Genomic DNA, 20,793 nt, shown 5'->3' with positions numbered 1-20,793 from the left:
CAATATGCAAAATATGGTGATTTTAGGGGCGACAGGCTCTATTGGTGCGAGCACGTTAAGCGTCATGGAGGCTAATAGCGAGCAATATCGTGTCTTTGCATTAGTGGCCAATACCAATGTCGACAAAATGCTCGAGATCTGCATTAAGCACCGCCCTAAGGTTGCGCATATGGTTGATGCAAAAGCCGCTAATCAGCTTAAGTTGCAGCTACCAAATCATTTAGCCGTTGAAGTGACGACGGGGGAAGACGAGCTTTTATCACTCGTCAGTAGTGCAGAAGTCGATACCGTCATGGCGGCTATTGTTGGCGCGGCCGGTTTGCCGTCAACCCTTGCTGCGGTTAAAGCGGGTAAGCGAGTATTACTGGCAAACAAAGAGTCTCTGGTCATGTCTGGAGAGCTCTTTATTGAGGCGATGCAAGCATCTGGTGCACAAGTTTTGCCAGTCGATAGTGAACACAATGCGATTTTCCAGTGTTTATCTGAACGAAACCAGCTAGAGATTGGTCGATGTGATTTAACGGCCGCTGGTGTGTCACACATTTTGTTAACGGGTTCCGGTGGACCTTTTTTAACATCTGATTTATCAACACTCTCATCGATGACTCCAAAGCAAGCTTGTAAGCACCCCAACTGGTCGATGGGCCGTAAAATCTCGGTCGACTCAGCGAGCATGATGAATAAGGGCTTGGAATATATCGAAGCCCGTTGGTTATTTAATGCCAGTGCTGAGCAGCTAAAGGTGGTTATCCATCCGCAAAGCGTGATTCACTCAATGGTGCAGTATCGTGATGGCTCTGTTATAGCGCAATTGGGCAACCCAGATATGCGTACACCCATTGCTCATTGTATGTCTTTTCCGCAGAGAATTAACTCAGGAGTTGAACCTTTAGACTTTTTCAAAGTCGGACAGTTAAGCTTCTTAGAACCTGATTTTAATCGTTTCCCTTGTTTAGCGTTAACAATAGAAGCATGCAAACAAGGACAAGAAGCGACCACAGTGATAAATGCCGCCAATGAAATAGCAGTGCAAGCATTTTTAGATGGCAAGATACGTTTTACCGATATAGCAATCATCAATGAACAGAGCTTGAAAAACGTAACAGCAGATTCATTAACCAATATTGACGATATTATTGCGCTTGATAGCCAATCACGTCGATATGCATTCGAAGCGGTTAGTAAGCTCAATTAGTTCAGAGGAAGGGAATGATAGATTTTTTTTGGAACCTAGGTTCTTTTATTGTTGCACTCGGCATATTAATCGCCGCACATGAGTATGGTCATTTTTGGGTGGCTAGAAAATGCGGTGTTAAGGTAGAGCGCTTTTCAATTGGTTTTGGTAAAGCGATTTGGCGCCGAACAGGTAAAGATGGCACTGAATATGTGTTAGCAATGATCCCTCTTGGTGGTTACGTCAAAATGCTTGATGAGCGTGTCGATGACGTGCCTGAAGCGCTAAAAGAGCAAGCCTTTAACCGCAAAAATGTTTGGCAACGCATTGCTATCGTCAGTGCCGGCCCAATCGCAAACTTTATTTTCGCCATTTTCGCACTATATGCCATGTATCTTATTGGCGTACCAGCAATTAAACCGATAATAGATTCTACGATAGCGGGATCGCCAGCGGCGCAAATTATTGTAAAAGAGCCTCAACAAGTACTATCCGTTGGCGGCCAAAAAGTGAGAAATTGGGAAGAGGTGAATCTCGCACTTGCTGGTCACATAGGTGATGAGCAAGTCACAATATCCGTCGCGCCGCTTAGCCGTCTTGAAGGCACTAACACGGGTGAGCAAGAATATACGTTAGATACCCGAGATTGGAAATTTGACCTAGAAAAAGAATTACCGATAACAGCTATTGGTTTGGGCATGTACCGCCCACAAATTTTGCCGACACTGGCGTTAGTCAGTGAAGATGGAGCCGCAGGGCTTGCAGGCATTAAAGTGGGCGATATATTGGTTGCGATTGACGGCGAGCGCTATACCGAATGGCAACGATTTGTTAAAACAATTCAACAGTCAGCGAATAAAAGCGTCGATATCACGGTCAGAAGAGACGGTGAGCAGCTAACACTTAAAGTGACACCTAAGTCCCGTGAAAACGCTGCTGGCCAAATTGAAGGTGTGATCGGGGTGGCTCCGACAGCAGAACCTTGGCCGGAAAACATGAAGTTACAGCTAGAATATGGTTTTTTAGAATCATTTCCGGTTGCAGTGGATAAAACATGGCAACTTGTCTCGGTCAGCATTAAGATGATCGGCAAGTTATTTACTGGTGACATTTCAGTTAAAAATCTGAGTGGTCCTATTTCTATTGCACAAGGTGCAGGAAATAGTGCTAATGTCGGGTTGGTTTACTTTTTAGGTTTTCTTGCTTTGATTAGCGTGAACTTGGGCATTATTAATCTTTTGCCTTTGCCAGTGCTAGATGGAGGACACCTTTTGTATTACTTCGTTGAAGTGATAACAGGCAGGCCTGTACCTGAAAAGGTTCAGGAAATTGGATTCAGAGTTGGGGCAGCTTTGCTGTTGATGTTGATGAGTGTAGCGCTCTTCAATGACTTTTCCCGACTTTGAGCAAGGACAGACAAATAATTAGAAGTGCTCTATGAGATTGAATAAAATTTTTGCCTCGATGTTATTAGTCGGAGCGTCTTTTTCAGGGAACGGTTGGGCAGATACATTCCAACCTTTTGAAGTAACGGATATCCAAGTTGAAGGTTTACAGCGAGTCGCACTCGGTGCAGCTTTGCTAAATCTACCTGTTAAGGTAGGTGACACTGTTGATCAATTAAAATTGCAACAAGCGATTAAGAGCTTGTACGCGTCAACTAACTTCGAAAAAATTGAAGTGTTACGCGACGGTAATGTTTTGGTGGTGAAGGTCACCGAAAGACCGACAATTAGCTCTGTTACCTTTGAAGGTAACAAAGATATTAAAGATGAACAGTTGCAAGAAAGCCTTGACGGTTCAGGTGTTAAGATTGGTGAGTCGCTCGACCGCACCATGTTATCTGGCATCGAAAAGGGTCTACAAGACTTTTATTATGGCGTAGGTAAATACGGCGCTAAAGTCAAAGCTGAAATTGTAAATCTACCGCGTAATCGCGTCGAACTTAAGTTCACGTTTACCGAAGGGCTCGCTGCCGAAATTCGCCAAATCAACGTTGTTGGTAATAGTGAATTTAGCGATGAAGAGCTTATCGGTATGCTTGAACTCAAAGATTACGTTGCCTGGTGGGATCTGTTTGGCGAACGTCGTTATCAGAAGCAGAAACTACAAGCCGATTTAGAAACCATTAAAACCTATTACCAGAACCGTGGTTATATTCGATTTGATGTGACTTCAACTCAGGTCGCCATGACGCCAGACCGTAAAGGGTTGTACATTACGATTAATGTCGATGAAGGCGAACAGTATAAAGTGACCAAGGTTAACTTAACCGGTGACTTGATGGGCAGAGAAGAGTTACTTCAAGCTATTTTACCTATCAAAGAAGGCGATATGTATAACGGTGGCGATGTGACATTTACCGAAGAGATGTACGGTAAATACCTCGGCCGTTATGGTTATGCCTATCCTGAAGTGAAGACCTACCCAGAGATTGACGACGAAACCAAAGAAGTGACGTTGAACATCAATGTTAAGCCGGGTAAGCGCGTTTACGTGCGTAATATTAACTTCACCGGTAACATGGTGACTAAAGATGAAGTGATGCGTCGTCAATTGCGTCAAATGGAAGGTGCTTGGTTGAACTCCGCTCAGGTAGAGTTATCTAAGTCTAACCTCAACCGTTTGGGCTATTTTGAAACCGTTGATACTGAAACAGTACAGGTTCCCGGTACTGACGACCTAGTCGATGTTGCGTTTAACGTGAAAGAGCAGCCATCAGGATCATTTAACGCCGGTGTGGGTTATGGTACTGAATCGGGCCTTAGCTTGCAGTTCGGTGTGCAGCAAAGCAACTTCTTAGGTACAGGTAACCAAGCTGGTGTGAATTTGAACACCAACAAGTACTCTAAGAACGTTAACATGTCATTTACTGATCCTTACTTTACTAAAGATGGTGTCAGTCTTGGTGGTAGTATCTATTGGAGTGAGTTTGATGCCGATGAAGCTAACCTAGAAGCCTATAAAAACAGCTCTTATGGTATTTCATTAAACTCAGGCTTTCCGATTAATGAATATAACCGCATAAACGGTGGTATTGGCTATCGTCATAACGAAATTTCAGAGATTTCAGCCTACGAACAAGCGATTCGTTTCTACGATATCTACCGTGACTCGGATGATCCAAATGCTGGGTTGAGTTTCGATAATTTCGAGCTGAGCTTAGGTTGGTCACGTAGCACATTAAACCGTGGTACGTTCCCGTCAAATGGTTCGTCACAGCGCCTTAACGGTAAAATGACGGTTCCAGGTTCTGATCTACAGTATTTTAAAGCCGACTTTGACACTAACTTCTACTTCCCGATAAACCGTAGTCAGAGTTTTGTACTGCTGACTCGCGCTCGACTTGGTTATGGTAACGGTTATGGTCAGTTTAACAGTAATGACCAAATCTTACCTTTCTGGGAAAACTACTACTCAGGCGGAAGCAGTTCATTACGTGGCTTTAAATCGAATTCGGTTGGTCCACGTTCATTCTACCTTTACCGTGGTAGTGAGCCTTGCTCGCCGGATCCTGCTGGCGGCAATTGCTCGTTGCCAGGCGATCCAGATCAAATTCAAGTTAGTTCAGGCCGCTCCATTGGTGGTAATGCCATTGCGACAGCCAGTTTCGAGTTAATTGTCCCTACGCCATTCTTAGATGAAGCGTATAGCAACTCTGTTCGCACAAGCTTCTTTGTGGATGCGGGTAACGTATGGGATACTGAGTTTGACTATGAGTCGTATCGTTACCTTCCAGTTGAAGAGTTTGACAGACTTGAAGATTATAGCGATCCGAGTCGTATTCGTGCCTCTTGGGGCATGAGCGTGCAGTGGTTATCACCGATGGGACCTATGGTGTTTAGTCTTGCATGGCCAATCAAGGAGTACGAGGATGATGAAACAGAGATCTTCTCGTTTAATATTGGTAAAACTTTCTAACAATAATTTAAATATAATCGGCAAGTTTTGCTGAGATAAAGGAGTATGTTTTGAATAAGATGTTAAATCGCGCAATGATGGTTTTGGTTCTTGTAGGTGCCCCATTAGCAGCACAGGCTGAAAAAATCGCAGTCGTTGATATGCAAGCGGTATTTGAGCAGCTACCACAGCGCGAACAGATTAACGAAACCTTGAAAGCTGAGTTTGGTGATCGTGTTGCTGCGGTTCAAAAGATGCAAGAAGAGCTTCGTGGTTTGCTTGAAAAGCAACAACGTGATGCAGCCTTAATGAGTGATTCGCAGAAGACTGATATGGTTCGTAAAATGGAATCTATGAAGGCTGAGTTACAACTTAAAGGCAAAGCACTAGACGAAGATATGCGTCGTCGTAACGGTGAAGAGCAAAATAAACTGTTGCTTGAAGTTCAAAAAACAATCAATGCAATTGCTGAAAAAGAGCAGTATGACATGGTGTTACAACGTGGCGCAGTTATCTACGTTAAGCCAACAGCCGATATCAGCAACAAAGTTGTTGAAGCACTAGGTAAAGGCAAGTAAATAGATGAAAAGCTATACTTTAAGAGTACTGGCTGACCATTTAAATGCAGATGTTCAAGGTGACGAATCAGTTGAAATTGCAACTGTCGGCACTTTGGACAGTGCAGGTTTAGGTCAAATCTCTTTTTTGGCGAATTCAAAGTATCGCTCGCAGCTGGAAACAACGGCTGCGTCGGCGATCTTGATGACGCCTGCAGATGCAGATGGTTTTAAAGGCAATGCAATCTTACTTAAAGACCCTTATGTTGGTTTTGCGCGTATTGCCCAACTTCTCGATACGACGCCTAAAGCGGCAGACAGTATCCACCCTTCAGCACAAATAGCAGCTTCTGCTATGCTAGGAGAGAATGTTGCCATTGGCGCTAGTGCGGTCATTGGTGACAATGTTGTGCTAGGCAATAACGTGCAAATCGGTGCCGGAAGTGTGATAGGTCAAGATAGTGTTATTGGCTCTAACTCATTGTTATGGGCCAATGTGACCGTCTATCATAATGTTCATTTAGGCCAAGACTGCATTATTCACTCGGGTACCGTATTGGGCTCTGATGGATTTGGTTATGCCAATGAACGTGGTCAGTGGATTAAAATTCCACAAACGGGTGGTGTGCGTATTGGCGATCGCGTTGAAATTGGTGCTAATACCACCGTTGACCGTGGTGCGATAGCACATACCGAAATTCATGACGGTGTTATTATCGATAACCAAGTCCAAATTGCCCACAATGATATTATTGGCGCCAATACCGCAATCGCGGGTAGCACGGTTGTCGCTGGCAGTGTCACTATCGGTAAACATTGTATTATTGGTGGTAATTGTGCAATTTCTGGACACTTGAGTGTTTGTGATGGTGTTCATGTAACAGGCAGCACAAATATTACCAGTATGATCCGTGAGCCTGGGGTATATTCTTCAGCGACCGTCGCCATGGATAACAAGGTGTGGCGTAAAAACACAGTTCGCTTTAGACAGCTTGATGGGCTTTTTCAGCGCGTTAAGAAGCTAGAGAAAAACGTAAAGTAAAATGATTAGCTGCCTTGGGCAGGTTAAGGAATAAGTTTCGTGTCAAATCAATTGAATACAATGGACATCAAAGAGATCCTAAAGTTTTTACCTCATCGATATCCGTTTTTATTGATTGATAGAGTATTGGATTTTACTCCAGGTGAATCCTTACATGCTATCAAAAATGTCACTATTAATGAGCCATTTTTTCAGGGACATTTCCCGGTTCAGCCAGTGATGCCAGGCGTGTTGATTTTAGAAGCCATGGCGCAAGCCACTGGGCTTTTAGCATTCAAGACGATGAGTGATGCACCTTCTAATGATGCATTATACTATTTTGCCGGTATCGACAAAGCGCGTTTCAAGCGTGTTGTTGAGCCAGGCGATCAGATACATTTTGAAGTAAAAATGATTAAAGAACGCCGCGGGATCGGCGTCTTTACCGGTGAAGCCAAAGTGGATGGCGTGGTTGTTTGTTCAGCCGAAATTATGTGTGCTCGTAGAGAGATTTCTAAGTGATCGATAAATTAGCTTACATCCATCCAGATGCCAAAATTGGCAACAATGTCACCATAGGTCCATGGACCTATATTGGTGCAGACGTTGAAGTTGGCGACGACTGTTGGTTTAGTTCACACGTTGTTGTGAAGGGACCGACTGTCATCGGCAAAGGTAACAAGTTTTATCAATTCGCCTCAGTAGGTGAAGATTGCCAAGATAAGAAGTTTGCCGGTGAAGCAACGCGTCTCATCATTGGCGACAATAACGTTATTCGTGAATCGGTAACCATTCATCGTGGCACAACTCAAGATAATTGGGAAACCCGAATAGGTTCAGATAACCTATTTATGGCTTATGTGCACATCGCACATGACTGTGTGGTCGGTAATAACGTCATCATGTCAAATAATGCTTCAATCGCTGGTCATGTACATGTTGGTGATTTTGCCATTCTTGGTGGCATGACAGGTGTGCATCAGTTTGTGAAAATTGGTGCTCACGCCTTTACAGCAGGTTATTCTTTGGTCCTTAAAGATGTGCCACCGTTTGTGATGGCTTCTGGTCAGCCAGCAATCCCAAGAGGACTGAATAGTGAAGGGCTTAAACGCCGTGGATTCAGTAAAGAATCGCAACTCGCTGTTCGTCACGCTTATAAAACCTTGTATCGCAATGGTTTAACCGTTGAAGAAGCGGTAGAACAATTAAAGGAAGCCGCGGTTGACGATGAACAAGTCAAGTTGTTAGTTGACTTTATCGCTTCCTCAAGTCGAGGCATTGTTCGTTAGTAATAAATAAAAACCCGTTATCAAACGGGTTTTTTCTTTCTCATTTAACACATAAAAATAGACTCTTCTCTATGAGCATAAAAACACCTCCTATATTTGCCATGGTCGCCGGAGAAATCTCCGGTGATATCCTTGGCGCTGGCCTGATAAAGGCACTTCAAAAAAGCTATCCAAACGCTCGATTTGTCGGCATCGGTGGTCCGCGTATGGATGCGCTGGGTTTTGAATCTATTTTTTCCTACGAAGAACTTGCGGTAATGGGCATCGTTGAAGTGCTATCGCGCCTGCCAAGGCTACTGAAAGTGCGGGCGACGCTGATAGAAGAGTTTATGCAAATTCAACCTGACTGCTTTATTGGTATCGATGCTCCAGACTTTAATATTGGACTTGAGTTGAAACTCAAGTCTCGTGGTATTAAAACGGTACATTATGTTAGCCCATCGGTATGGGCATGGCGCCCTAAACGCATTTTTAAAATCGCCAAGGCCACCGACATGGTGTTGTCATTGCTACCTTTTGAAAAAGCCTTTTATGATAAACATGATGTGCCTTGCACGTTCGTAGGCCATACGCTTGCCGATGATATTGCGCTAGAAAGTAGCAAAGCGGATGCAAGGGCTTTACTGGGATTAGATCCTACTGCTGAGTATTTAGCGATATTGCCTGGTAGCCGAGGCGGCGAACTTAAACAGTTAGCCGAACCGTTTGTTAAAGCGGCGAAGTTAATTAAGCAGCGTTACCCAGATATCAAATTTGTCACGCCATTAGTGAACCAGAAACGGCGACAGCAGTTTGAATTAGCGCTGAGTACCCATGCGCCAGATTTAGATATTCACTTGGTCGAAGGCCATTCTCGTGATGTGATGGCTGCTGCTGACTGCATCTTACTGGCGTCAGGCACGGCAACACTCGAAGCCATGTTAGTGAAACGGCCGATGGTGGTGGCTTATCGTGTCAGCCCTATTACTTATAAAATAGCGAAAGGGATGATGCTTACAAAGCGTTACTCGCTCCCCAATTTACTGGCTGATGACGATATTGTTGAAGAGCTTATTCAAGCTGATTGTACCCCTGAAAAAATTGCAGACGCGGTCGCTTTGCAGCTTGATAGTGATTTTACTCCATTACACGATCGATTTATGACTATGCACCAGTCTATACGACGCGATGCTAGCGCTCGCGCAGCTGATGCGGTCATTAAATTGATTGAGACCGATGAATTAGTTGAGGATTGAGAATAATGGCCGTTATGAAAGATATTTCTGCAGCACAAATTGCTCAGATCTGTATTGGGCAATACGCTGGCGTCGATGAAGTTGGCCGCGGTCCATTAGTGGGCAATGTGGTTACTGCGGCGGTAATACTCGATCCTAATAATCCCATTACAGGTCTTAACGATTCTAAAAAGTTATCCGAGAAAAAGCGCGAGCTGTTGTTCGATGAGATCCAGCAAAAAGCGCTGAGCATCTCTGTCGGCTCTGCATCGCCACTCGAGATTGATGAGCTCAATATATTACATGCAACGATGCTGGCAATGCAGCGTGCAGTGGAAGGGCTAACGATTAAGCCTACTTCAGTATTAGTGGATGGTAATCGAACTCCTGATTTTGGTGTGCCGAGCCATGCCATCATTAAAGGCGATGGTCTGATTGATGCGATTAGTGCAGCATCGATTATTGCCAAAGTAGTGCGTGACCGAGAGATGGAAGCGTTGGCCGCTCAACATCCCGAGTATGGTTTTGAGAAGCATAAAGGTTATCCAACCAAGGTGCATTTCGAAGCTTTAGCACAACATGGCGTGCTAGCGGAGCATCGCAAAAGTTTTCGACCTGTTAGAGAAGCGATGTAAAGTCGTCCATCTGCGTGCTGAGTGAGTAGTTTAACTTGTTTGCTGCTAGACCTTGTTTTATTCTGTTAGCTTCATTGTTTGTCGTCATCTACCTAAAAGAAAGATACTCCATATATGTCTGATCCTCGTTTTGTGCATTTGCGCGTCCATAGTGACTTTTCAATGTCTGATGGGCTGTCTAAGGTTAAGCCTATTCTTGCGAAAGTATGCGAGTTGGGGATGCCAGCGGTTGCGTTAACCGATCAGACCAACCTGTGTGGATTGGTTAAGTTCTATGGCGGCTGCCATGGAGCGGGTATCAAACCGATTATCGGTACAGATTTTTGGGTACAGGTGCCAGGGATTGATGAACTCTGCTCTATCACCGCAATTGCGATGAATAATGAAGGCTACTCAAGCTTAACATTGCTGATCAGCGATGCTTATCTCCGTGGCCATATTAAAGATAAAGCCGTTATCGACCATGAGTGGTTAGCTAAATACAATGATGGTCTTATTTTGCTTTCTGGTGGGCGTCAGGGTGATGTAGGCCGTGCACTCTTAAAAGAAAATACCGCCCAGGTAGATTCATTGGTTGAGTTCTATCAAACTCATTTTCCAGACCGTTATTACCTTGAGTTATTGCGTACCGGACGACCAGATGAAGAGCGATACTTGCATATGGCCGTTAAGCTTGCGCAAGGCAAAGACCTGCCGGTGGTTGCGACCAACCAAGTGGTGTTTAATAAACCAGAACAGTTCGAAGCGCATGAAATTCGCGTGGCGATTTCCGATGGCTTCACGCTAGCGGATCCTCGCAGACCAAAAAAATACAGTGAGCAACAGTATTTTAAAAGTAGTGAGGAGATGTGCGAACTATTCGAAGACATCCCTGAAGCGATACAAAATACCGTTGAGATAGCCAAACGTTGTAATGTGACCGTACGTTTGAATGAGTATTTCTTGCCTAATTTCCCCACCGGCGATCTGTCTATTGATGACTTTCTGGTTGATGTTTCGGAGAAAGGTTTAGAAGCCCGCTTAGCCTTTTTATTTCCCGATCCAGAGGTCAGAGCCGAGAAACGGCCAGAGTACGATGAACGCTTAAAGATCGAGCTGAAAGTCATTAACGAAATGGGCTTTCCTGGTTACTTCCTTATTGTTATGGAGTTTATCCAATGGGGAAAAGATCAAGATATCCCCATTGGTCCTGGTCGTGGTTCAGGGGCTGGGTCGTTGGTGGCTTATGCGCTTAATATCACCGATTTGGATCCGCTTGAATACGATCTGCTGTTTGAGCGATTTCTTAACCCTGAACGTGTTTCAATGCCAGATTTCGACGTCGATTTCTGTATGGATAGACGTGATGAAGTGATAGACCATGTGGCCGAACTGTATGGCCGTGACGCTGTGTCGCAGATTATTACGTTCGGTACCATGGCGGCAAAAGCCGTTATTCGAGATGTTGGGCGTGTGTTGGGGCATCCATACGGTTTTGTCGATCGCATCTCCAAAATGGTGCCAACAGAACCGGGTATGACGCTGGCGAAAGCATTTGAAGTCGAACCCGCGCTGCAAGAGTCCTATGACGGCAGTGAAGAGGTCAAAGATCTCATCGATATGTGCCGCATTCTGGAGGGCGTAACGCGTAACGCTGGTAAGCACGCCGGTGGTGTGGTTATCGCGCCGACGAAGATCACTGATTTTTCACCAATCTATTGCGATTCAGAAGGTCTTAACCCGGTTACCCAGTTTGATAAAAACGACGTTGAAACCGCGGGTCTGGTTAAATTCGATTTCTTGGGCCTAAGAACGCTCACTATTATCGACTGGGCGTTGCAGATGGTGAACAGCGTTAAAGACAAAACAGGTGAAGAACATGTTCGGATTGAATCAATACCGCTAACTGATCCTAAGTGTTTTAAGCTACTTAAAAAATATGAAACCACTGCGGTTTTCCAGTTGGAATCTCGTGGTATGAAAGATTTGATTAAGCGTCTTCAACCCGATTGCTTTGAAGATATGATTGCACTGGTAGCGCTGTTTAGACCAGGACCTTTGCAGTCAGGCATGGTAGACAACTTTATTGAGCGTAAGCATGGTAGGGAAGAGGTCTCCTATCCAGATGCCGAGTACCAGCATGATTCGTTAAAAGAACTGCTAGCGCCCACTTACGGTATTATTTTGTATCAAGAACAGGTGATGCAGATAGCGCAGGTGCTTGCAGGCTACACCCTGGGCGGCGCGGATATGTTGCGTCGTGCTATGGGTAAGAAAAAGCCTGAAGAGATGGCCAAGCAGCGCGGAACCTTCGAAGAGGGATCGATTAATAATGGTGTCGATGGTCCGCTATCGATGAAGATCTTCGATCTGGTAGAAAAGTTCGCCGGTTACGGTTTCAACAAATCGCACTCTGCCGCTTATGCGTTGGTATCCTATCAAACGCTTTGGCTAAAAACCCATTACCCTGCACAGTTTCTAGCAGCGGTAATGTCAGCGGATATGGATAACACCGATAAGATTGTGATCCTAGTTGATGAATGTGAGCGCATGGGCATACCCCTTATTCCGCCTGATGTTAATAAAGGTCTATTTAAATTTACCGTCGATGATGAAACTAATATCGTCTACGGCATTGGCGCGGTCAAAGGCGTTGGTGAAGGGCCTGTTGATTCGATTTTAGAAGCCCGCAAAGATGGTCCATTTACTGATCTCTTTGATTTTTGTGCCCGTATTGATCTTAAAAAGCTCAATCGCCGGGTGATTGAAAAACTCATTTGTGCGGGTGCGCTGGATAATTTAGGGGCTCATAGAGCCTCTCTGGTGGCGACGTTACCTGCAGCAATACGGGCCGCTGACCAACATGCTAAAGCAGAAGCATTGGGCCAACATGATATGTTTGGTTTGCTCAATAGCGAGCCTGAAGATGACAAACAACAATTTGTTGAATGTACCCCATGGCCAGATAAAGTCTGGTTAGAGGGTGAGCGTGATACCTTAGGCTTGTACTTAACGGGCCACCCGATCAACCAATATCTAAAAGAGCTAAAGCATTACACCTCTGGTCGCTTGAAAGACGTGCACCCAACGGATCGCGGTAAAACAATGAAGGCCGCGGGTCTGGTTGTTGCGACGCGCGTGATGATGACGAAACGAGGCTCGAAAATGGGCTTAGTGACACTCGACGATAAGAGTGCACGGTTAGAGGTGATGCTGTTCACTGAAGCGTTTGAGAAGTTTAACCACTTGCTCGAGAAAGACCGGATTTTGATCATCGAAGGCGAAGTCAGCTTTGATGACTTTTCCGGCGGCAACCGTATGACCGCGCGCAGTATTATCGATATGGGTGAAGCGCGTAGCCATTTTGCCAACGCGGTAGAGGTCGATATAGAGTCTGAGGATATTAACGAAGACTGGTTAAACCGTTTTCAATCGGCAGTCGCGCCTTGGAAAAATGGCGCTGTCCCGGTTCTAATTAATTATGCCCAGCCCGAAGCTAAAGCGCAGTTTGCGCTTGGTGATGAGTGGCGAGTCAACCCAACGGATGACTTGATGCTGGCGCTAGAGTCACTGACTGGCTCAGACAAAGTCAGGATTGTTTTCTAGTGATGAATATTGCTCAGCTAATAAGTCTGTGCGTTGCAAGGTTACCCGTTGTCGCACTGTCAGCCGCGCCGCGTAAAATCGTGCTGGCTTATAGTGGTGGCGTAGATTCAGAAATCTTAGCCTATGGCTTAGCTCAGTATGCTAAACAGCACCCTCAATTCGATTATCAGTTAGTGCATGTTCATCATGGATTAAGTGCCAATGCCGATGACTGGGCTGTGCATTGCCAAGCACAAGCCGAGAAGTATCAACTTCCCTGTACCATCGCGCGGGTTAAGGTCGAACTTGCCCCTAGAACCAGTGTTGAGGCACTGGCTCGTTCAGTGCGTTATGAGGCCTTATTGGCGCAGATGCGCCCCGCTGATATCTTAATGACGGCTCACCACCAAGACGACCAACTAGAAACTATTTTGTTAGCATTAAAACGCGGACTGGGGCCAAAAGGCCTGTCGGCGATGGGTAAGGTGCAATCATTTGGCAAGGACAAGTGGCTTATTCGGCCGTTACTCGATTTAAGCAAAACTGATGTTGAAACCTATGCAAAAGCGCAGGGTATTGGTCATATTCAAGATGAGAGTAATTTTGATGAAAAGTACGATAGAAATTTTTTACGTCAGTCCATCATCCCGGCGTTAAAACAACGTTGGAGCGCCATTGCTGCAACGGCTAGCCGCAGTGCTGAACTGTGCGCAATGCAACAAAGTGTTGTTGATGAAGAACTGGCGCTGCGATTGCCACTAATTCAACGAGAGCAGGGCGGGGAGTGGGTTATCAATCTTGCCACCTTTGCGCAATACTCCAAAGCGTGGCAAGCATTGCTACTGCGCGGGCACATGGACTTTTTAGGCTTCGCTCCACCGTCGAAAGTGCAAGCAGAGCAAATTATTGCGCAATTACTTGATGCCAAAGTAGATGCTAATATCGAGATAAAGTTATCCGATGTGCTGATAAAACGCTTCAAAGGTGCTGGATATTTCTTGCCGATAATAGCGGTAACGCACTTTACCAAAGTCGCAGTGTCATCAATAGATGAACTATTAGCAACGGGGGTAACTTATGGTCATCAAAAGCTTGTTAAAGCGACGTTAGCCACTAACTCAGGAGTGCGTTTACCCCGTGCTGATGAAGAGGTTACCATTGAGTTTGCTTTGCCTGGCAGTACCCGTTGTCAACCACAACATCGCAGTAAAGGCCGAGAACTAAAGAAACTTTGGCAAGAATTTGCAGTGCCACCGTGGACAAGATCAACGGTACCGTTATTGTGTTATGACGGAAAATTAGTTTGTGCGATCGGTTATTGGAATGAGAAAGCCTTTGTTTGTGCTGAAAATGAACAGGGCCTAAGTGTTAAGTGTTGAGCCGTTAAATTCCCCTGAGACAAGTTAACGATTCGTCGTTGTTGCTGCCGTCTATGATCTATGCGTCAGTAGGCTGGAAAATACTATAACACTGCCTTCCCGCCGCTTTTGCTTGGTACAGAGCGCTATCAGATTTTTGATACAAGCTCTGCTCTGTATCATTATGCAGCCACAGTGCAATACCTAAGCTGGTTTTGACTTGGTAGTCCGCTAAGTCAGTATGGTCATCTACTGCAATTAAAATTCGCTGACAAAGAATCGCTGCTGCTTGTGCGTCCCCTTGTACCAATATCGTAAATTCATCACCACCAATCCTAAAAGCTTGATCGGTATCTCGAATCACAGTAGTTAGCATGTGAGCGAATGCAGCCAGTGTGTTATCGCCAAGTTGATGGCCGTAGCGGTCATTGAGCTGTTTGAAGTTATCAAGATCCAATGTGACTAAAGAAAAATCGCTATGGCATCGTTGGGCTCGGGCGATCTCTTTCTTTATTTGCTCAAGATAGTAGTGACGATTACCTAAATTGGTGAGTGCATCAAACATGGCTCGCTTTGATATTTCTTGAAACTGAATAGCATTAAATAATGGTTGTAACACCAAGCCTTGCAGCTGATTTAAACGTTGAGCTTGCGACGGCATCAAAGGGGCTTTTAGGTTATAGTTAACTTTTACACTGGTGTCAGCGAGTGCGAGGTGCTGCTCAATTGAATAGCCACCTTGACGACCCCAGTTAAAATGGTATTGCTTATAAGTGAGCTGTACGCCGTGAAGCGGCAAGTATTGCCCCATGATTTTTCCGAAACAGGCAAACACCGTCCGCGGGTCTAAGTGTTGGTGTAGTTGTTGGATAATATTGACGAGATCAAGATCTAGCGAGTAAGCCGATTCAACATCAGCTTGTACACGATATTCGTTAGGAAAAAACTTGGGCGCTAGACCAATTTCCATATTCTCTACTCCAAATTAATTAGCGGCATGACTAACTGAATACCTAGCAATAATTGTGCCGAAACGTTCGGTAATAATATTTGTCTTTATTTGTCATTCAGTTACTCTGTTTATTAGTGGAGTGTATTTTTCAGTGACAGCATTTTGACAAGGAGTAAATCACGCGCATGGAACACAGCTTTCTGATTCAAATATTGCTCATGCTGGTGGTGGCAATCATCTCTATTGCCATACTCAGGCGTGCCGGCCTGCCCGCAATTTTAGCTTATTTGGTAACCGGGATTATTAGTGGTCCAAGCGGTTTTCATTGGTTTTCACAACATCAAATGCAATCCGTGGCAGAGCTCGGTGTGGTGTTATTGATGTTTAGCCTAGGTCTGGAGTTTTCACTACCTCGACTGTGGGCAATGCGTAGAACGGTATTTGGCTTGGGTAGCGCCCAAGTGCTAGTGACCGCAGCACTGAGTATGGTCGTTGCTCTGCTGTGTAATTTAAGTGTGACTGAATCCATAGTGGTTGGTTCGGCTATTGCGTTATCTTCAACCGCGATAGTATTGAAGCTACTCAATGAGCAAGGCTGGTTAAGGCGTCGTCATGGCGAACTTTCGGTCAGTGTACTGTTGTTCCAAGACATTGCTGTAGTACCGTTATTGATTCTATTACCGCTGTTGGCTAACGACGGTGCACCATTATTGTTGAGTGATGTGGCTTACGCATTGTTAAAAGGTATCTTAGCCTTTATTGCTCTAATGGCTTTTGGTAAATGGGCCTTACCAAGACTGTTTGATGAAGTGGCGCGCTCACGTTCAAATGAGTTGTTTGTGTTATCAACACTGGTAGTGGCATTAGTCACTGGGGCAATTACCCAATGGTTAGGCTTATCTATGGCGTTAGGCGCCTTTATGGCCGGTATGCTGTTAAGTGAAAGCCAGTATCGTCGCCAGTTAGAAGCTGATATTCGCCCTTTTAGAGATCTGTTGATGGGATTGTTTTTTATCTCTATTGGTATGTTGCTCGACTTTCAGCTGGTAGCACAGTTTTGGTGGCAGATCATTTTAGTGCTTATCGCGGTGATTTTAGGTAAAGCATTAGTGGTTTTTTCACTGTTAAAACTGGCTAAAGAGTCATTTAGAGTCTCGGTTTCAACGGCCCTTAGTTTAGCTCAGGTGGGTGAATTTAGTTTTGTAGTATTAGCGTTAGCGGTTAATTATCAGTTGCTTGACGTTAAAACCAGTACCACCTTAGTGATGGTTGCCGTGCTATCCATGGCGTTTGCTCCTTGGCTGGTTCGCCATAGTGTCGATATTGCAAGAGTGCTGCAAGGACTTAAACCTAAGCTTGAAAAAAGTGAACCCATCGTTGTTAATGCCGATACGGCTGACGATCTTGTGCTGATCCTCGGCTACGGCCGTGTTGGGCAAACGATTGCACGGTTTATGAAAACCGAAGCTATCCCCTATCTTGTACTCGACCTTGACCCTAAACGGGTGTCAGAGGCCAGAGCCGCGGGCGAACCCGTGTATTTTGGCGATGTTTGTAAGCGCAGTATCCTTAAACAAGCACATGTAAGGCACGCTAAGCTAATTGTAATCACCTTTAGCAGTGAGCGCATCTTAGAGGAAGTATTGCCCTTGTGTCGCCAGTTGGCACCAGAGGCCAAGATCCTAGTGCGCACTCGTGATGATTCTTGCATGGAAGAGCTAGAGCAAGCTGGTGCAAGCCAAGTGATCCCAGAAAGCTTAGAGGGCAGTTTAATGCTGGTCTCACAGGTGCTGTATCAATGTGGTGTACCGCTAGCGAGAATCTTAAAACGCTTGGAGTCTGAGCGTCGTAACCACTATCAGTATTTGCATGGCTTTTTCTCCGGCGCTGAAACGGACTTTACCCTTGAATTGCTACACGCAGTAGCATTGCCGAAAGGCGCGAATGCCGTTGGGCAGACATTAGCCGATATCCCTTGGGAGAAACTACGAGTCGAGCTACGCGCCGTTAGGCGAGCGGGCGCAGAAGTGGAAAATCCTGAGTTCGACTGGCAGATAAAATCCGGTGACATTCTTATTTTACTGGGCAAACCAAGACGAATAGAGAAAGCCGAAACCTATTTACTGCAGGGCTGATTTTAAGAGATTTGTCTGGGAGATGACTTTTGCACAACGTTATATTTATTTTGTTATTGCCGCTTATGTTTATTCAAGGGCGGTTAGTTAAGAAAAATACCCCTAAACTGCCCGAGGCCGCAGGAGAACGCGTGGGCCAAATCGGTGTTGGGCCTGAAGTTTCCTTATTGGTCTTAGGCGATTCTGCCGCAGCAGGTGTTGGCGTTAATCGGCAACAGCAAGCACTCAGTGGCACTGTGACTGCAGGGTTAGCCGCTCACTTTAATGTGTCTTGGCAGCTCTTGGCAAAGTCAGGTTCTAACACAGAACAGACGCTCAACATGCTTAAAAAGAAGCATCATCAACAGCCTTTTAGTTTTGATATTGTGGTGGTGTCACTTGGGGTTAATGATGTACTGAGTCCAATCTCAGCTGCCCAGTGGAGTGAGCAACAATCAGAGCTTATTGAGTTTTTAACTTCAGAGGTGAAGTGTCGTCAGTTAATCCTAACTCAGGTGCCGCCGATGGGCGGCTTCCCAGCATTACCACAACCTTTGCGCTGGTTCTTGGGTAAACGCAGTGATGAGTTTAATCAGCAATTAAATCGATTAGCAATGTCAGCTCAGTTTATATTGCTCGACTTTGGCGCAGCACTGCAACCTGAATTCATGGCTGTTGACGGCTTTCATCCTGGCGCTAAAATCTACCAAGAGTGGGGCAAAAGCGTGGTCGATACCATATTACTTAAGTATTAAGTGTCAATTTAGTATCAACAACGACAGCAGGTTAATCAGGGGCTACTTTTTGACGGAGGAGCAAGGCTGGAGCCGATTGCTTACTCAGTGAGCAAGTTTAGGCATTATTCAATAGCAAAAAACGTTTTGATCTCATCAATTTGGCACATTGCATCTTCATAACCCAGCTCAATTAGCGCGCTACAATAGCTCTGCTCAAATAACAGGTATGAGCCGACACTAGAATCAGAATGCTCATTGATCCCTAAAGCTTTCATCATCATTTTGATTGCAATAGGCATATCTTGAAAATAACGTGAAGCAATCACACTTAAGTCTTCACTGGGCTTAATCACTAATGTTTCAATCTGCTTTAACGGCACACCTTTACGGCTCTGTTCTGGAATGAGTGACAAGGTGCTATTGATCCGTTCTAGCCGCTCTAAATCACTGTTTAATGTGTCTGAAAATATGGTGTCGAGCAGATGGCCTGCAATGGTAGCGGTTTTAGGATGGTGCTCTAGTTCTCTGGGTTGCACTTTATGGGGGCTTTCTAAATTGATCACCATTATTTTGTCAGCACCTAAATGGATAGGGCTGCTTAATGGTGCCAGCTGGTGGACGGAGCCATCGCCATAGTATTCTTGGTTTAGCCTTACTGATGGAAAGATCAAGGGGATGGCTGAGCTCGCCAATAGATGGTCTGTGTTCAAGCGGGTGCGCTGGCCGCAGCGACGTGCCCGCTGCCAATCTTCGATAAGGGGGTTACCTTGAAAAAAGGTGACCGAGCGAGAGTTGTTGTAGCAAGAGGTATCTAAGCTAACGGCATCGAGTGCGCCGCTACTAATGTTGCGACCAATGCGCTCAAAACTAATCAGGTCATTAAGCAAACCTCTTAATGGTTCACTGTTAAACAGGCTTCCTGCGCTACGTGAGGCACCATCACTTTGAACCCCTTTTAGCGCCATTTTACTTAAGTGTTTTAATACTCCACTGATAGAAGCTTGGTAGACTTTTTTTGCATGAATATGACGCCAAACCCATTCGAGTTTACGAACGCCTAAATGAAAACAGGATGCATGAGTCGCAATAGAGATGGCGTTTATTCCGCCTGCCGATGTTCCGCAGACAATTTTAAATGGGATCCCGTGATTACGCGGGTAAAACTGTACGATAGCTTTGAGAACACCAACTTGATAAGCCGCTCTTGCACCACCACCACCCAATACTAATGCTATTTTATCTGGCAAATTGGCGATCCTTATCAATTGAAAAATAGAACGTATTGGAAAACTATCCCATAATTTAGAATATGTGAGAGTCGCTTTATGTACAAGCTTTACCACAAGATTAGTGTGCTGATATATTTTTCAGCTGAGAACTTGCTTGTCTTTAGTTAGATTAACCTAGTTAATAAGTCTATGTTGTTGCTGGGCAATGATGAGGTTTTAACGGTGGTTATCATGCTATCCAATTGTAATTAAAGTGTTAAATTTGCATTTGTCAGCAGGGTAGAAGAATCGTTACGAGTTGATAATAAGAGGTAATGGAGTAGACTAAAAAAATGTAAATTTGAGGGTTCGAACATGTCACAGCCACTAAAAATAATAATAGCAGATGACCATCCATTATTTAGACAAGCACTGGTCAATATATTAACCACACACTTTGATAATGTGAGCTTGTTTGAAGCCGAGACGATTGCAGAGCTCGATGAAATATTGCAGCAACAAGATGCTGATCTACTGTTACTTGATCTTAATATTCCAAAAGCTCATGGGTTTAATACCCTAGTCAATATTCGTAATTGCCACTCTCAAATGGGCGTTGTGGTGATTTCAGGGCAAGAAGATAAAGTCACTGTAGGCAAGAGTATGTCGTTTGGGGCGGCGGGATTTATTCCTAAATCAACGTCGGTCGACATTATGGTCAAAGCGATTAAAGCGATACTTGCAGGCCAACAGTGGATGCCTGCGGGATGCGGTAATATTGAAGCAATAGAAGCCGATAGTATGATCAGCAAAATTATCAGCTTGTCACCGAGACAACATCGCATCTTGATGATGTTTGCAGATGGTCTCCTCAATAAACAAATTGCCTATGAGTTGGGGCTTTCTGAAGCCACCATTAAAGCCCATGCCAGTGCCATCTTTTTAAAGCTTGGGGTGCATACACGCACTCAAGCGGTTATTGCCATGAGTCAGCTACAACTGGATAAGACGCCACTCACTGCTTAGCAAAATGTTGATAGAGCATATTGTCGATGGTTTTACACATTATG

The 20,793-nt window shown here is 44.8% G+C and carries 16 protein-coding genes; 14 read left to right on the top strand and 2 right to left on the bottom strand.

What is annotated here, in order from left to right; translation table 11 throughout:
• Positions 1-4: 4 nt before the first annotated feature.
• From ispC to tilS, 11 genes are all read left to right on the top strand, one after another.
• Positions 5-1,195 carry a 1-deoxy-D-xylulose-5-phosphate reductoisomerase gene (gene ispC, locus L2755_RS02465; protein ID WP_248979171.1) on the top strand — a complete coding sequence of 397 codons (1,191 nt, stop codon included), beginning with the start codon at positions 5-7 and terminating at the stop codon, positions 1,193-1,195.
• Positions 1,196-1,209: 14 nt separating this feature from the next.
• Positions 1,210-2,580, top strand: a complete 1,371-nt coding sequence (gene rseP, locus L2755_RS02460; RefSeq protein WP_248979170.1) for a sigma E protease regulator RseP — start codon at positions 1,210-1,212, stop codon at positions 2,578-2,580.
• A 31-nt stretch (positions 2,581-2,611) separates the two neighbouring features.
• The gene (gene bamA / locus L2755_RS02455) at positions 2,612-5,095 is read left to right on the top strand and encodes an outer membrane protein assembly factor BamA (protein WP_248979169.1); all 2,484 of its coding nucleotides are present in this window, start codon (positions 2,612-2,614) and stop codon (positions 5,093-5,095) included.
• Positions 5,096-5,154: 59 nt separating this feature from the next.
• Positions 5,155-5,652 (top strand): OmpH/Skp family outer membrane protein, encoded by a 498-nt coding sequence (locus tag L2755_RS02450; protein ID WP_248979266.1) that lies wholly within the window; start codon positions 5,155-5,157, stop codon positions 5,650-5,652.
• Positions 5,653-5,656: 4 nt separating this feature from the next.
• Complete coding sequence (lpxD, locus tag L2755_RS02445; protein WP_248979168.1) at positions 5,657-6,673, top strand: UDP-3-O-(3-hydroxymyristoyl)glucosamine N-acyltransferase; 1,017 nt, start codon at positions 5,657-5,659, stop codon at positions 6,671-6,673.
• A 39-nt stretch (positions 6,674-6,712) separates the two neighbouring features.
• A complete protein-coding gene (fabZ, locus tag L2755_RS02440) occupies positions 6,713-7,174 on the top strand; it encodes a 3-hydroxyacyl-ACP dehydratase FabZ (protein ID WP_248979167.1) in 462 nt (153 codons plus the stop codon).
• Positions 7,171-7,941 (top strand): acyl-ACP--UDP-N-acetylglucosamine O-acyltransferase, encoded by a 771-nt coding sequence (lpxA, locus tag L2755_RS02435; RefSeq protein WP_248979166.1) that lies wholly within the window; start codon positions 7,171-7,173, stop codon positions 7,939-7,941. The genes fabZ and lpxA overlap by 4 nt, the downstream gene beginning before the upstream one ends.
• Positions 7,942-8,012: 71 nt before the next feature.
• A complete protein-coding gene (lpxB, locus tag L2755_RS02430; protein ID WP_248979165.1) occupies positions 8,013-9,176 on the top strand; it encodes a lipid-A-disaccharide synthase in 1,164 nt (387 codons plus the stop codon).
• A 5-nt stretch (positions 9,177-9,181) separates the two neighbouring features.
• Positions 9,182-9,790 (top strand): ribonuclease HII, encoded by a 609-nt coding sequence (gene rnhB / locus L2755_RS02425; protein ID WP_248979164.1) that lies wholly within the window; start codon positions 9,182-9,184, stop codon positions 9,788-9,790.
• Between the two features lie 114 nt (positions 9,791-9,904).
• Positions 9,905-13,375, top strand: coding sequence for a DNA polymerase III subunit alpha (gene dnaE / locus L2755_RS02420; RefSeq protein WP_248979163.1), 3,471 nt, complete (start codon positions 9,905-9,907; stop codon positions 13,373-13,375).
• Positions 13,376-13,377: 2 nt separating this feature from the next.
• Complete coding sequence (gene tilS, locus L2755_RS02415; RefSeq protein WP_248979265.1) at positions 13,378-14,733, top strand: tRNA lysidine(34) synthetase TilS; 1,356 nt, start codon at positions 13,378-13,380, stop codon at positions 14,731-14,733.
• Between the two features lie 58 nt (positions 14,734-14,791).
• Here the strand turns inward: tilS and dgcS are convergent, their stop codons facing one another.
• Positions 14,792-15,682 carry a diguanylate cyclase DgcS gene (dgcS, locus tag L2755_RS02410; RefSeq protein ID WP_248979162.1) on the bottom strand — a complete coding sequence of 297 codons (891 nt, stop codon included), beginning with the start codon at positions 15,680-15,682 and terminating at the stop codon, positions 14,792-14,794.
• Between the two features lie 167 nt (positions 15,683-15,849).
• Between dgcS and L2755_RS02405 the strand changes: the two genes are divergently transcribed.
• Together L2755_RS02405 and L2755_RS02400 are read left to right on the top strand one after the other, a co-directional pair.
• Positions 15,850-17,799 carry a monovalent cation:proton antiporter family protein gene (locus tag L2755_RS02405; protein WP_248979161.1) on the top strand — a complete coding sequence of 650 codons (1,950 nt, stop codon included), beginning with the start codon at positions 15,850-15,852 and terminating at the stop codon, positions 17,797-17,799.
• A gap of 29 nt (positions 17,800-17,828) precedes the next feature.
• Entirely contained in the window at positions 17,829-18,533 is a 705-nt protein-coding gene (locus L2755_RS02400; protein ID WP_248979160.1) for an SGNH/GDSL hydrolase family protein, read from the top strand.
• 104 nt (positions 18,534-18,637) lie between these two features.
• On the opposite strand, the gene L2755_RS02395 is transcribed toward L2755_RS02400, so the two are convergent.
• Positions 18,638-19,762: a patatin-like phospholipase family protein gene (locus L2755_RS02395; protein WP_248979159.1), complete on the bottom strand. Its 1,125-nt coding sequence runs from the start codon at positions 19,760-19,762 to the stop codon at positions 18,638-18,640.
• Positions 19,763-20,098: 336 nt separating this feature from the next.
• Between L2755_RS02395 and L2755_RS02390 the strand changes: the two genes are divergently transcribed.
• The gene (locus L2755_RS02390) at positions 20,099-20,749 is read left to right on the top strand and encodes a response regulator transcription factor (protein WP_248979158.1); all 651 of its coding nucleotides are present in this window, start codon (positions 20,099-20,101) and stop codon (positions 20,747-20,749) included.
• Positions 20,750-20,793 lie beyond the last annotated feature (44 nt).

The organism is Shewanella abyssi (assembly GCF_023284025.1).
Taxonomy (GTDB): Bacteria; Pseudomonadota; Gammaproteobacteria; order Enterobacterales; family Shewanellaceae; genus Shewanella; species Shewanella abyssi.
Note: the sequence above shows the minus strand (reverse complement) of the source record. Positions and strands in the feature narration are given on the sequence as shown.

Excerpts from the sequence above, each read along its gene's own strand:
- ispC (WP_248979171.1), top strand. The coding sequence starts at position 5 with ATGCAAAATATGGTGATTTTAGGGGCGACAGGCTCTATTGGTGCGAGC.
- rseP (WP_248979170.1), top strand. The coding sequence starts at position 1,210 with ATGATAGATTTTTTTTGGAACCTAGGTTCTTTTATTGTTGCACTCGGC.
- bamA (WP_248979169.1), top strand. The coding sequence starts at position 2,612 with ATGAGATTGAATAAAATTTTTGCCTCGATGTTATTAGTCGGAGCGTCT.
- L2755_RS02450 (WP_248979266.1), top strand. The coding sequence starts at position 5,155 with ATGTTAAATCGCGCAATGATGGTTTTGGTTCTTGTAGGTGCCCCATTA.
- lpxD (WP_248979168.1), top strand. The coding sequence starts at position 5,657 with ATGAAAAGCTATACTTTAAGAGTACTGGCTGACCATTTAAATGCAGAT.
- lpxB (WP_248979165.1), top strand. The coding sequence starts at position 8,013 with ATGAGCATAAAAACACCTCCTATATTTGCCATGGTCGCCGGAGAAATC.
- rnhB (WP_248979164.1), top strand. The coding sequence starts at position 9,182 with ATGGCCGTTATGAAAGATATTTCTGCAGCACAAATTGCTCAGATCTGT.
- dnaE (WP_248979163.1), top strand. The coding sequence starts at position 9,905 with ATGTCTGATCCTCGTTTTGTGCATTTGCGCGTCCATAGTGACTTTTCA.
- tilS (WP_248979265.1), top strand. The coding sequence starts at position 13,378 with ATGAATATTGCTCAGCTAATAAGTCTGTGCGTTGCAAGGTTACCCGTT.
- dgcS (WP_248979162.1), bottom strand. The coding sequence starts at position 15,682 with ATGGAAATTGGTCTAGCGCCCAAGTTTTTTCCTAACGAATATCGTGTA.
- L2755_RS02405 (WP_248979161.1), top strand. The coding sequence starts at position 15,850 with ATGGAACACAGCTTTCTGATTCAAATATTGCTCATGCTGGTGGTGGCA.
- L2755_RS02390 (WP_248979158.1), top strand. The coding sequence starts at position 20,099 with ATGTCACAGCCACTAAAAATAATAATAGCAGATGACCATCCATTATTT.